This window comes from Pseudomonas sp. KCJK8993, assembly GCF_046230915.1.
Lineage (GTDB): Bacteria > Pseudomonadota > Gammaproteobacteria > Pseudomonadales > Pseudomonadaceae > Aquipseudomonas > Aquipseudomonas piscis.
The window spans coordinates 1-12,491 of record NZ_JBJJLO010000151.1; the positions used below are offsets into that span (position 1 = coordinate 1).

General features: G+C 67.2%; 10 protein-coding genes. All 10 read left to right on the forward strand.

Annotated elements, in window-relative coordinates; all coding sequences use genetic code 11:
* Positions 1–34 precede the first annotated feature (34 nt).
* The gene (gene lexA, locus ACK6AU_RS29350; RefSeq protein ID WP_409303136.1) at positions 35–613 is read left to right on the forward strand and encodes a transcriptional repressor LexA; all 579 of its coding nucleotides are present in this window, start codon (positions 35–37) and stop codon (positions 611–613) included.
* Positions 613–1,230 (forward strand): translesion DNA synthesis-associated protein ImuA, encoded by a 618-nt coding sequence (gene imuA / locus ACK6AU_RS29355; protein ID WP_409303125.1) that lies wholly within the window; start codon positions 613–615, stop codon positions 1,228–1,230. Before lexA ends, imuA begins: the two co-directional genes overlap by 1 nt.
* A gap of 7 nt (positions 1,231–1,237) precedes the next feature.
* The gene (locus ACK6AU_RS29360; protein ID WP_409303127.1) at positions 1,238–2,653 is read left to right on the forward strand and encodes a Y-family DNA polymerase; all 1,416 of its coding nucleotides are present in this window, start codon (positions 1,238–1,240) and stop codon (positions 2,651–2,653) included.
* A complete protein-coding gene (locus ACK6AU_RS29365; RefSeq protein WP_409303129.1) occupies positions 2,650–5,799 on the forward strand; it encodes an error-prone DNA polymerase in 3,150 nt (1,049 codons plus the stop codon). The genes ACK6AU_RS29360 and ACK6AU_RS29365 overlap by 4 nt, the downstream gene beginning before the upstream one ends.
* A 247-nt stretch (positions 5,800–6,046) precedes the next feature.
* Positions 6,047–6,706: a CsgG/HfaB family protein gene (locus ACK6AU_RS29370; RefSeq protein ID WP_185700847.1), complete on the forward strand. Its 660-nt coding sequence runs from the start codon at positions 6,047–6,049 to the stop codon at positions 6,704–6,706.
* A gap of 29 nt (positions 6,707–6,735) precedes the next feature.
* Positions 6,736–7,107: a DUF4810 domain-containing protein gene (locus ACK6AU_RS29375; protein ID WP_409303131.1), complete on the forward strand. Its 372-nt coding sequence runs from the start codon at positions 6,736–6,738 to the stop codon at positions 7,105–7,107.
* A complete protein-coding gene (locus ACK6AU_RS29380; protein ID WP_185700823.1) occupies positions 7,104–7,760 on the forward strand; it encodes a DUF799 domain-containing protein in 657 nt (218 codons plus the stop codon). The genes ACK6AU_RS29375 and ACK6AU_RS29380 overlap by 4 nt, the downstream gene beginning before the upstream one ends.
* Positions 7,761–7,977: 217 nt before the next feature.
* Positions 7,978–10,089 carry a PAS domain-containing sensor histidine kinase gene (locus tag ACK6AU_RS29385; RefSeq protein WP_185700824.1) on the forward strand — a complete coding sequence of 704 codons (2,112 nt, stop codon included), beginning with the start codon at positions 7,978–7,980 and terminating at the stop codon, positions 10,087–10,089.
* A gap of 202 nt (positions 10,090–10,291) precedes the next feature.
* Entirely contained in the window at positions 10,292–10,558 is a 267-nt protein-coding gene (locus ACK6AU_RS29390; protein ID WP_085597902.1) for a DUF1652 domain-containing protein, read from the forward strand.
* A gap of 100 nt (positions 10,559–10,658) precedes the next feature.
* Positions 10,659–12,491 (forward strand): excinuclease ABC subunit A (locus ACK6AU_RS29395; RefSeq protein ID WP_409303134.1); only part of this gene is annotated, 1,833 nt, incomplete at its 3' end.

Sequence of the window (12,491 nt, forward strand, 5' to 3'; positions counted from 1 at the left end):
CGGCAGCGTCATATGTTTATAAGAGACAGGTGCCATCCTGACCTTTATCCGCGAACGCATCGCCGATCGCGGCCAGCCGCCGAGCCTTGCCGAGATCGCCGAGGCCTTCGGTTTCGCCTCGCGCAGCGTGGCACGCAAGCATGTACTGGCCTTGACCGAGGCCGGCTTCATCGAGGTCAACCCGCATCAGGCGCGGGGTATCCGCCTGCTCAACCAGGCGCCACGCCCCGAGCTGCTGGAGATCCCGGTGCTGGGCCGGGTCGCCGCCGGTGCGCCGATCGGTGTCGATGCCGAGATCCACGGCCAGTTGCTGCTGGACCCGGGGCTGTTCTCACGCACGCCCGACTACCTGTTGCGGGTCCAGGGCGACTCGATGATCGACGACGGCATTTTCGACGGCGATCTGGTGGCGGTACGCCGCAGCGCCGAGGCACGCAATGGCCAGACGGTGATCGCCCGGCTCGATGGCGAGGTGACCATCAAGCGCTTCGAGCGCAAGGGCCAGGGCATTCGCCTGCTGCCACGCAACCCGGCCTACCAGCCGATCGAGGTCACGGCCGAGCACGAGCTGTTCATCGAAGGCGTGTTCTGTGGCCTGGTGAGGCAGGGCTGATGGGCGCCGTGGTCGCCCTGGACGCGCTGTTCAATGCCGGGCGGGTCTGGAAGGGCCGCCCGGCGGCCGTGCCCGCCAGTGTGCATGCCACCGGCCACGCGGCCCTGGATGCGGTGCTGCCCAGTGGCGGCTGGCCGGAAGCGGCGCTGACGGAAATCCTCGTCGCCGCCCAGGGCCTGGGCGAGTTGCAATTGCTCTGGCCGAGCCTGGCGCGGCTGGCGGCGGCGGGGGAGCGCATCGTCCTGGTGGCGCCGCCGTTCGTGCCTTTCCCCCTGGCCTGGCAGAACGCCGGGGTGGATCTGCGCCAGTTGTCGATCATCCAGGCCGCAGAGCGCGATGCCTTGTGGGCCGCCGAACAATGCCTGCGCTCGGGCAGTTGCGGCGCGGTGTTGTGCTGGCCGCAACAGGCCGACGACCGGGCCCTGCGGCGCTTGCAGGTGGCGGCCGAAAGCGGCCAGACCCTGGCCTTCGCCTACCGTCCCCTGGAGGCCGCGCACAACCCGTCGCCAGCGGCCCTGCGCCTGACCTTGCAGGGCCATCCTGCGCAGCTGCGGATTCTCAAGTGCCGGGGTGGCCTGGCCCATCCACAACCGATTGCCCTGCAGGCCGGGCACTGAGGTCGACATGCGCTGGGTGTGCATCCTGTTCCCGCAATTGGCGCTGGACGCGGTACTGCGCCAGCGCGCCGAGCCCCAGGCGCCGCTGGCGCTGCTCAGCGGCAGCCCGCAACGCCGAGTGATCCAGGCGGTGAACGACGCTGCCCGCGAGCTGGGGGTGCGTCCCGGACAATCGCTGACGGCCGCCCAGGTCCTGACCCAGGATTTCGCCTGTGCCGAGTACGACCTCCGGCAGATCGATCACTGGCAGCGGTTCCTTGCCGCCTGGGCCTATGGCTTCAGCTCCCAGGTCAGCGTGGCCTATCCGCGCACCCTGGTGCTGGAAATCGAATCGAGCCTGGGCCTGTTCGGGCCTTGGCCACAGTTGCAGGCCCGGCTGCGCCAGGAACTGCAGGCCCTGGGCTTTCGCCATCGCATCGTCGCGGCGCCGAACCCGGCGGCGGCCCGGGTCCTGGCCAATGCCTACGATGGCCTGGCGGTGGCCGGCCAGCAGGACCTGCACCAGGCCCTGGGGCCGATGCCCGTCGAGCGCCTGGGACTGGCAGCGGAGCAGGCCACGGCCTTGTCGCGCATGGGCGTGCGCAGCTTCGCCCAGCTCCGGCAGTTGCCGCGCCAGAGCCTGGCCCGGCGCTTCGACGCCAGCCTGCTCAAGCAACTCGATACCCTGCTCGGCGAACGTGCGCTGGGGCTGGCGTTCTACCAGCCGCCGGATCGTTTCGACCTGCGCATCGAGCTGAACTTCGATGTGCAGTCCCACCAGGCGCTGCTGTTTCCCCTGCGTCGCCTGACCGCCGACCTGGCGGCCTTTCTCTGTGGTCGCGACAGCGGCGTGCAGCGTTTTGTCCTGCACCTGGAGCACGCCGAAGGCGCCGACACCCTGGTCCCGGTGGGGCTGCTGGGGGCCGAGCGCGATCCGGCGCTGCTCTTCGAACTGGCCCGTGGGCGCCTGGAGCAGATCCAGGTGCCCGCGCCGGTGCGCAACCTGCGCCTGGTGGCCGAAGACCTGCCATTGTTCGTGCCCCGGCATGTGGAGCTGTTCGAGGAGCGACCACAGCAGAACCTGCCGTGGGAGCAATTGCGCGAACGGCTGCGGGCACGCCTGGGGGACGATGCGGTGCAGGGCCTGGGCTATCGTGCCGACCACCGCCCGGAGCGCAGTTGGCAGCCCCAGGCCGACCCACGTCCGTGTCCGGCCAACCCGGGCTTGCGTCGCCCAGGCTGGTTGCTCACCGAGCCCCAGCCACTGGACGAGGATTCGGTGCAGATCGTCATGGGCCCGGAGCGCATCGAGTCCGGTTGGTGGGACGGTGCCGATGTGCGCCGTGACTATTACCGGGTCCAGACTCGCACCGGCCAGCAGGGCTGGGCTTATCGCCAGGTAGGCGAAGCCGGGCCGCTGTTGCTGCAAGGCTGGTTCGCATGAGCGGCTACGCCGAGCTGCATTGCCTGTCCAATTTCAGCTTCCAGCGTGGCGCCTCCAGTGCCCGGGAGTTGTTCGAGCGCGGCCAGGCCCTGGGCTACCAGGCCCTGGCGATCACCGACGAATGCACCCTGGCCGGTATCGTGCGGGCTTGGCAGGCCGCCCGCGAGACTGGCTTGAAGCTGATCGTCGGCAGTGAAATGCAGGTCGCAGAGGGCCCGCGCCTGGTGCTGCTGGTGCAAGAGCTGGCCGGTTACCAGGCCCTGTGCCGACTGATCACCCGGGCCCGGCGCCGGGCCGAGAAGGGGTGTTATCGCCTGTTGCGGGAGGACTTCGCCGAGCCCTTGCCCGGGTTGCTGGCGTTGTGGCTGGTCGATGAGAAAGGCGATGAGAAGGGCGACCCCGATGCGGCGTCCTGGTTGCGCCAGGTGTTCCCCGAGCGGCTGTGGCTGGCGGTGGAACTGCATTGCGGCCAGGACGATGCCCGGCGGTTGCAGCAACGCTTGGCCCTGGCCCGGCAACTGCGCCTGCCAGCGGTGGCCTGTGGCGATGTGCACATGCATGTGCGGGGGCGCCGGGCCCTGCAGGACACCATGACCGCGATCCGCCACCACCTGCCGGTGGCCGAGGCCGGGCAGCGCCTGTTCGCCAATGGCGAGCGCCACCTGCGGCCGCTGCCGGTGCTGCAAGGCCTGTACCCCCAGGCGCTGCTCGATGAGTCGCTGGTGATTGCCGAACGCTGCCACTTCGACCTCGGCCAGTTGCGCTACCAGTACCCTCGGGAGCTGGTGCCCGAGGGCCACGACGCCGGTTCCTGGCTGCGGGCCCTGGTCCGCGAGGGGATTGCCCGGCGCTGGCCCGCCGGGGCCCGGCCCGAGGTGCTGGCGCAGATCGAGAGCGAGCTGGCGGTGATCGGCGAACTGGGCTACGAGAGCTACTTCCTCACGGTGCATGACATCGTCGCGTTCGCCCGCGAGCGGCACATTCTCTGCCAGGGCCGGGGCTCGGCGGCCAACTCGGTGGTGTGTTTCGTCCTGGGCATCACCGCGATCGACCCGGACCGCTCGGTGATGCTGTTCGAGCGGTTCCTGTCCAGGGAGCGCAACGAGCCGCCGGACATCGACGTCGATTTCGAGCACGAGCGCCGCGAAGAGGTGCTGCAGTACGTATTCCGGCGCTATGGCCGGCATCGCGCGGCGTTGACGGCGGTGGTCAGTACCTATCATGGCGCCGGGGCCGTGCGCGACGTGGCCAAGGCCCTGGGCCTGCCGCCGGACCAGGTCAATGCCCTGGCCGCCTGCTGTGGCCGCTGGAGCGATAGCGCGCCTGATCTGGAGCGCCTGCGCGAAGCCGGTTTCGACCCCGAGAGCCCGTTGCTGCGCCGGGTCCTGAGCCTGACCGGGCAGTTGATCGGCTTTCCCCGGCACCTGTCCCAGCACCCCGGTGGCTTCGTGATTTCCGAACAGCCCCTGGACAGCCTGGTGCCGGTGGAGAACGCCAGCATGGCCGAGCGCACGGTGATCCAGTGGGACAAGGACGACCTGGACATGGTCGGCCTGCTCAAGGTGGACATCCTCGCCCTGGGCATGCTCAGCGCCATCCGCCGCTGTTTCGACCTGATCCATGGCTACCGTGGCCAGCGCTATACCCTCACCAGCATTCCCAGCGAAGACCCGGCGACCTACGCGATGATCGGCCGGGCCGATACCATTGGCGTGTTCCAGATCGAGTCGCGGGCGCAGATGTCGATGCTGCCCCGGCTCAAGCCGAAGAAGTTCTACGACTTGGTGATCGAGGTGGCCATCGTCCGCCCCGGGCCGATCCAGGGCGGCATGGTCCACCCTTACCTGCGCCGGCGCGATAAAAAGGAACCGGTGACCTATCCCTCGCCAGCACTGCAAGAGGTGCTGGTGCGTACCCTGGGGGTGCCGCTGTTCCAGGAGCAGGTGATGCAGATCGCGGTAGTGGCGGCCGACTACACCCCCGGCGAGGCCGACCAACTGCGTCGCTCCATGGCGGCCTGGAAGCGCCATGGCGGGCTGGAGCCCCATCGCCAGCGCTTGCTCAAGGGCATGACGGGCAGGGGCTACAGCGAGGAATTCGCGGCGCAGATCTTCGAGCAGATCAAGGGCTTTGGTAGCTATGGTTTTCCCGAGTCCCATGCCGCCAGTTTCGCCCTGCTGACCTATGCCAGCTGCTGGCTCAAGTGCCATGAGCCGGCGGCCTTCGCCTGCGCCCTGATCAACAGTTGGCCCATGGGTTTCTACAGCCCGGACCAGATCCTCCAGGATGCCCGCCGCCATGGCCTGGAGATCCGCCCGGTGGATATTCGCGCCAGCGCCTGGGATTGCAGCCTGGAGCCGGTCCACCGCTCCGGGCGTGATGAGCAGGGCGCCAGCGCTGGGGCGGCAGGCGCTGCGCAGGACCGTGTACCTGGTCAGCCGGCCCTGCGCCTGGGGCTGCGGATGATCAAGGGTTTTCGCCAGGAGGACGCCCTGCGTATCGAGCAGGCGCGGAACCAGCGAGCCTTTGCCGATATCGCCGACCTCGGGGAGCGGGCCCGGCTCGATCTGCGGGCCCAGGAATTGCTGGCCGATGCCGGGGCCCTGCAAGGCTTGGCCGGTCATAGGTTCCAGGCCCGCTGGCAGGTGGCCGGGGTGCAGCAACAGTTGGGGTTGTTCGCCGGCTTGCCAGGCCAGGAGGAGGCGCCGGTGAACCTGCCCCGGCCCAGTATCGGCGAGGACCTGTATGCCGATTACCACAGCCTGGGCACCACCCTGGGCCCCCATCCCCTGGCCTTGCTCCGGCCGCAGCTTACGGCCCGGCGCTGCCGCAGCTCCCGGGACTTGCAGGGGCTGGAGCATGGCCGGGCGGTGAGCGTGGCCGGGCTGGTCACCGGGCGCCAGCGCCCGGGCACCGCCAGCGGAGTGACCTTCGTCACCCTGGAGGACGAGTTCGGCAACCTCAACGTGGTGGTCTGGCGCGATCTGGCCGAACGCCAGCGCCGGGTGCTGGTGGGCGCGCAACTACTGCGGGTCGACGGCACCCTGGAGGTCGAGGGCGAGGTACGCCACCTGGTGGCCGGGCGCCTGAGCGACCTGACCCCGATATTGGCCGGGATCAAGGTGCCCAGCCGGGATTTCCGTTGAACGATCAAGGGCTTGGCTGAATACCTGGAAATCCTCTGCCAATCCATTGGCGCCAAGATTTTTTATTCCTTTTCGCGATGATGTCACTTTGGCATAATCGCCACTGGTGACGTCTCCCGCGCCAAGATCCAGAACATCCGAACCGCCTTTTTCGAGCCCGTGCCTATACGGATTCGCGCTGGCTGGTGGGTGCAAGAGCAGTTGGATATTCAAAAAGGAACATAGAGTGAGAGTGATCTCGAAGTTGATGGTGTCGGGCGCTGCGTTGGCGGTGCTGGCAGGTATGAGCGGTTGTGCCACGGAAAGCTCCCGGGCCTTGCCGGTGGAAAAGGTCCAGAGCGCCAGCCAGGCCTGGAGTGGCGCCCGGGTACCGATGGCGGTGGGCAAGTTCGATAACCGCTCCAGCTACATGCGCGGGATTTTCTCCGATGGTGTCGACCGCCTCGGCGGCCAGGCCAAGACCATCCTTATCACTCACTTGCAGCAGACCAACCGCTTCAACGTGCTGGACCGCGACAACATGGGCGAGATCCAGCAGGAAGCGGCGATCAAGGGCCAGGTACAGAAGCTCAAGGGCGCGGATTTCGTGGTGACCGGCGACGTCACCGAGTTCGGCCGCAAGGAAACCGGCGATCACCAGCTGTTCGGCATTCTCGGCCGTGGCAAGACCCAGGTGGCCTACGCCAAGGTGGCCTTGAACATCGTCAATATCAGTACTTCCGAAGTGGTCTATTCCACCCAGGGCGCCGGCGAATACGCCTTGTCCAACCGTGAAGTGATCGGCTTCGGCGGCACGGCCTCCTACGACTCGACCCTCAACGGCAAGGTCCTGGACCTGGCCATGCGCGAGGCGGTCAACCGCATGGTCGAGGCCATCGACGCCGGCGCCTGGAAACCAGGTCGCTGATCACCACTGCCAATAGGGAAAGTGCACATATGTTCAAGATCATGATGGCCCGGCCAGCGCTGGCCGCTGTCGTGCTGGGCAGCGTATTGCTGGCCGGCTGCAGCGGGCCGAAGACGCTGTACCAGTGGGAAAGCTACCAGGCCCAGACCTACGAGTACTTCAAGGGCGAGGGCGCCCGCGAGGCCCAGGTCGAGGCGCTGGAACGCGACCTACAGAAAATCAAGTCCACCGGCAAGGCGGTGCCGCCGGGTTACCACGCCCACCTGGGCATGCTCTACGCCGGCCTGGGCAAGGATGACCAGATGGTGCAGCAGTTCAACACCGAGAAGGCGCTGTTTCCGGAGTCGGCGAAGTACATGGACTTCCTGCTCAAGAACGCCAAGCAGGGGGCCGCGCAATGAGCCTGTCGACCCTGCGCAACCTCCTGGGCCTGCTGACGGTCAGCCTGCTGGTGGGCTGCGCCGCCCCCAAGACCGTAGACTACGCGGCCTACAAACAAGCCAGGCCGAAGTCGATCCTGGTGCTGCCGCCGCTCAACGAGTCGCCGGACGTCAAGGCCACCTACAGCATGCTGTCCCAGGTGACGCTGCCGTTGGCCGAAGCCGGTTACTACGTGATGCCGATCGCGCTGGTGGACGAAACCTTCCGTCATAACGGCTTGACCAACCCGGCGGATATCCACGGCCTGCCGCCCACCAAACTCAACGAAATCTTCGGCGCCGATGCCGGCCTGTACATCACCGTCAAGGAGTACGGCACCAGCTACATGCTGATCAGCAGCGAGACCGCGGTGACCGCCAGCGCTACCCTGGTCGATCTCAAGACCGGCACCACGCTGTGGACGGGCAGCGCCCGGGCCTCGAGCGAGGAAGGCAACAACAACAGCGGGGGCCTGGTGGGCATGCTGATCACCGCCGCGGTGAAGCAGATCGTCAACACCTCCACCGACGCCGGCCATCCGATCGCCGGCATCACCAGCCAGCGCCTGCTGTCGGCCGGGCAGCACAACGGCCTGCTGTACGGTCCGCATTCGCCGAAATACGGCACCGACTGATCCACCCGGGGCGGGCAATCCGCCCCCTTCCAGGCGGCGCCGCGAGCGCCCGCCTGGATTGGCCGGCATCGCCTATCCTGTCTGTTCAGGCTTGCCGGGTGCGCAGGTCCAGGTGAATAACCGGAAACCATTGCCCCGGCCGGGCCTCCAAGGCTCTAGGGCCGTGCGCAATCCTTTGCCCACCCATGTCGTACCACGTTCTTCACAGAGTCCGTTCATGCCGTTCTTATCCGATCATCACGGGTGCCAGGGCTGGAAAGGCCAGATGGCCAGTCGTATCCGCGCCTTCGACTGGTCCCTGACCAGCCTCGGCCCGTTGCAGGACTGGAGCCATAGCCTGCGCAGCACGGTGCAACTGATGCTCGGCTCGCCCGTGCCGATGGTGATGCTCTGGGGCCCCCTGGGCTACATGATCTACAACGACGCCTATGCGGTTTTCGCCGGCGGACGCCATCCCTACCTGCTTGGGTGTGCGGTGGAGCGGGGTTGGCCGGAGGTGGCCGAGTTCAATCGCGGGGTGATGGACACCTGCCTGAGCGGCGGCACCCTGACCTACCACAACAAGGAGCTGGTACTGCTGCGCAACGGAGTGCCGGAGAATGTCTGGCTGGACCTCTACTACAGCCCGGTGGCCGATGATGACCAGGCCCCGGCGGGGGTCATTGCTATCGTCGTGGAAACCACCGCCCATGTGATTTCCGAGCAGCGCCGGCAGGCTGCCGAGGCGGCCTACCGCGCCGAGAACGAGCGAGTCCAGCTGGCCTTGAACGCCGGGGCGTTGCTCGGTTCCTTCGTGTGGGACATCCAGCATGACCGGTTTTCCAGCGACGAGCGTTTTGCCCGGACTTTTTCCTACCCGGACGGGCAAGCCCTGGACGATCTGCCGATCGCCATCGCCGAGAGCCGCATCCATCCCGATGACCTGCCGCGCATCCGCGAACTGGTGGACTACAGCCTGAGCCATGGCGGCTCGTACAACGCTGAATATCGGATACGTCGCGCCGACGGTAGCTACGGCTGGGTGCTGGCCTGCGGTCGTTGCGAGTTCGACGGCCAGGGCCGGGCCCTGCGCTTTCCCGGGGTGTTGATCGATATCCAGGAGCGCAAGCTCGCCGAAGACGCCTTGCGCCAGTTGACCCGCGACCTGGAGCAGCGGGTACTCCAGGAGGTCGACGCGCGGTTGAGCGCCGAGGAGCGTTTGCGCCAGGCACAGAAGCTCGAAGCCATCGGCGGTCTCACCGGTGGCGTGGCCCATGACTTCAACAACCTGTTGCAGGTGATCTCCGGCAACCTGCACCTGCTGGCCCGCCACGAGCCGGACAACGTCAATGTGCAACGACGGACCCGGGCCGCGCTGGCAGCGGTGGAGCGTGGAGCCAAGCTGTCGGCGCAGCTCCTGGCCTTCGCCCGGCGCCAGCCTTTGTCGCCTGCGGTCTACGATCCGCGCCACCTGTATGAAGACCTGGGCGAACTGTTGCAGCGTGCCCTGGGGGAAACCATCAGCCTCGAAGTGCAACTGCCCGAGGACCCCTGGTGCATCCATGTCGACCGCAACCAGCTGGAGAATGCGGTGCTCAACCTGTTGCTCAATGCCCGGGACGCCATGGGCGGTGAGGGTACGATCCAGATCCGCGCCGAGAACCTGGTGCTGGAGCGCGAGCAGTGCCTGGACAAGGACATCGAGCCCGGCCAGTACCTGTGCCTGACCGTGGCCGACAGTGGCGGGGGGATGTCGGCCGAGGTGCTGGAGCAGGCCTTCGAGCCGTTCTTCACCACCAAGAGCGATAGCCACGGCACCGGCCTGGGATTGAGCATGGTGTTCGGTTTCGTCAAGCAGAGCGGCGGCCATGTGGAGATCTTCAGCAGCCCCGAGCAGGGCACCCGGGTGCGGATGTATTTCGCCCGTTGTGCGGGCCAGGAGGCGCCCGTTGTGCGCCAGCCCCATAGCCATGGCGCGGGCGGCCAGGAGAGCATCCTGGTGGTGGAGGACAACGCCGATGTGCGCAGCGCCGCGGTGGAAATGCTCAGGCACGACGGTTATCGGGTCAGCACCGCGGCCAGCGGCGATGCTGCCATGCAGATGTTGCTGGAGGGGCTCAAGGTGGACCTGATCTTCACCGACGTGGTGATGCCCGGCCTGATCAAGAGTACCGACCTTGCCACCTGGGCCAAGACCCAGGTCCCGCCGATCGCCGTGCTGTTCACTTCCGGGCACACCCGCGACCTGATCTCGCCGGACCATTTGCTCAGCCCGGATACCTACCTGTTGAGCAAGCCCTACGGACCCGAGGAGTTGACCGCCATGGTGCGCTCGCTGCTGGGGACCTGACGGCGCCAGTGTGACGTCCCGCACGGAAATCCGGCATGGCGACGACAAATCGGCGTCAAGCCTCTAGTCTGTACCGAATTGAATGAACTTGTACTGTTTGGCCGATGACCAAGGACAGGGGGCACCGACCGCCTGATCCCACAACAACAAGGCTTGTCTTGCGCGGTTTTTTTCCTTTAAACCTTTTTTGGATCCTCTGCCCGTGATCTCTACTCTCGAACTGCGCAGAATCATCGAAACCAGCTTCCTACCCCTGCACTGCCAGTGCACCATCGGCCATGACGGCGCCATGACCGTGCGTATCTGCGATCCGGATTCTGGCCGCGTCGACCTGTTCGTGACCGGCATCTCCACTCGTTCCCTGACCAGCTCCCGGGCCATCTGCGAGCTGATCGCCGAACTGCGCTACGACCTGCGGCACACCGGGCTGTCGGCGGAGCAGGGAGCCCGGCAACCGCAACGGCGCTGAGTAGCCGCTGGCCACCGGGCTTGCCCTGGGCCCTGGGGGGTATGTGATGATCGGTGGTCGCGCTCCTCGCATCTGATGATTACCCAGACAAGGCAGGCCCATGACTTCGCCCGATCGTTTTGCTGATTCCCGATACAGCGCCGCGGTAGCCCACGGTTCCGGATTCGTGCGGGTGCGTGGCGCCCGCGAGCACAACCTGCGTAACGTCGACGTCGACATTCCCCGGGATGCGCTGGTGGTGTTCAGCGGCGTGTCCGGCTCGGGCAAGTCGTCCCTGGCGTTCTCGACCCTGTATGCCGAGGCCCAGCGGCGCTATTTCGAATCGGTGGCGCCCTATGCGCGGCGCTTGATCGACCAGGTCGGGGTGCCGGACGTGGACCGCATCGACGGCCTGCCCCCGGCGGTAGCCCTGCAACAACAACGTGGCAGCCCCAGCACACGGTCCTCGGTGGGCAGCGTGACCACCTTGTCCAGCCTGGTGCGCATGCTGTATTCCCGGGCCGGCAGCTATCCGCCCGGGCAAGCGCTGCTGTATGCCGAGGACTTCTCGCCCAACACGCCCCAGGGCGCCTGCCCGCAATGCCATGGCCTGGGCCGGGTGTACGAGGTGGACGAGGCGAGCATGGTCCCCGATCCGTCGCTGACCATCCGCCAGCGCGCGGTGGCTTCCTGGCCCCTGGCCTGGCAGGGGCAGAACCTGCGGGACATCCTGGTGACCCTGGGCTACGACGTGGACATTCCCTGGCGCGACCTGCCCAGGGAGCAGCGCGACTGGATCCTGTTCACCGAAGACACGCCGACGGTGCCGGTGTATGCCGGACTCACCCCGGAGCAGACCCGCCAGGCCCTGGCGCGCCAGCAGGAGCCCAGCTACATGGGCACTTTCAGCGGCGCCCGGCGCTATGTGCTGCATACCTTCACCCATACCCAGAGCGCCTTGATGAAGAAGCGCGTGGCGCAGTTCATGCGCGGCAGCCAATGCCCCTTGTGCGACGGCAAGCGACTCAAGCGCGAGGCGCTCGCGGTGACGTTCGCCGGGCTGGATATCGGCGAACTGGCGCGCATGCCGTTGTTGCAACTGGCCGAGGTGCTTGCGCCGGTGGCCGCCGGCACGCAGGCCCGCCAGGACACGGCGCAGTTGTCGCCGGAGAAGCGCCTGGCGGCGCAGCGCATCGCCCAGGATCTGCTGGAACGGGTCGCCATCCTGGTGGACCTGGGGCTGGGCTACCTGGCGCTGGAGCGCAGCACGCCGACCCTGTCCCCGGGCGAGTTGCAGCGCTTGCGCCTGGCCACCCAGCTGGGCTCGCAGCTGTTCGGGGTGATCTATGTGCTGGACGAGCCCTCCGCGGGCCTGCACCCAGCGGATGCCGAGGCCCTGTTCGCGGCCTTGCAGCGCCTCAAGGCCGCGGGCAACTCATTGTTCGTGGTGGAGCATGACCTGCAGATCATGCGCCGGGCCGACTGGCTGGTGGATGTCGGGCCGGCGGCCGGCGAGCGCGGTGGCCAGGTGCTCTACAGCGGGCCGCCGGCGGGGCTGGCGGCCATCGAGGCTTCGCAGACCCGGCCCTACCTGTTCGCCGGGCAGGTCCCGGTGGCGCATACCCCGCGCCAGCCCCGGGACTGGTTGCGCCTGGCCGGCATCACCCGCAATAACCTCAAGGACCTGGACGTCGAGTTTCCCCTGGGCTGCTTCACCGCCGTGACCGGGGTTTCCGGTTCCGGCAAGTCGAGCCTGGTCAGCCAGGCACTGCTGGAACTGGTCGGCGCCCACCTGGGCAAGAGGCCTGCCGCTGAGGAGGCGGCGGAGCTGGACCTGGAGGACGAGGTTCCCGTTGCCAGCGGCGGGCGGGATGTGGGGGGCAGGGAGCGGGGCAAACGCCTTGTGCTGGGGGGCCATAAGCCCATTGTGCGGACTCCCGCCCCCCACCTGGTG

Bases quoted from the DNA above. Each gene is read 5' to 3' on its own strand.
- ACK6AU_RS29375 (WP_409303131.1), top strand. From the start codon at position 6,736: ATGTTCAAGATCATGATGGCCCGGCCAGCGCTGGCCGCTGTCGTGCTG.
- ACK6AU_RS29365 (WP_409303129.1), top strand. From the start codon at position 2,650: ATGAGCGGCTACGCCGAGCTGCATTGCCTGTCCAATTTCAGCTTCCAG.
- imuA (WP_409303125.1), top strand. From the start codon at position 613: ATGGGCGCCGTGGTCGCCCTGGACGCGCTGTTCAATGCCGGGCGGGTC.
- ACK6AU_RS29380 (WP_185700823.1), top strand. From the start codon at position 7,104: ATGAGCCTGTCGACCCTGCGCAACCTCCTGGGCCTGCTGACGGTCAGC.
- ACK6AU_RS29360 (WP_409303127.1), top strand. From the start codon at position 1,238: ATGCGCTGGGTGTGCATCCTGTTCCCGCAATTGGCGCTGGACGCGGTA.
- ACK6AU_RS29385 (WP_185700824.1), top strand. From the start codon at position 7,978: ATGCCGTTCTTATCCGATCATCACGGGTGCCAGGGCTGGAAAGGCCAG.
- ACK6AU_RS29370 (WP_185700847.1), top strand. From the start codon at position 6,047: ATGGTGTCGGGCGCTGCGTTGGCGGTGCTGGCAGGTATGAGCGGTTGT.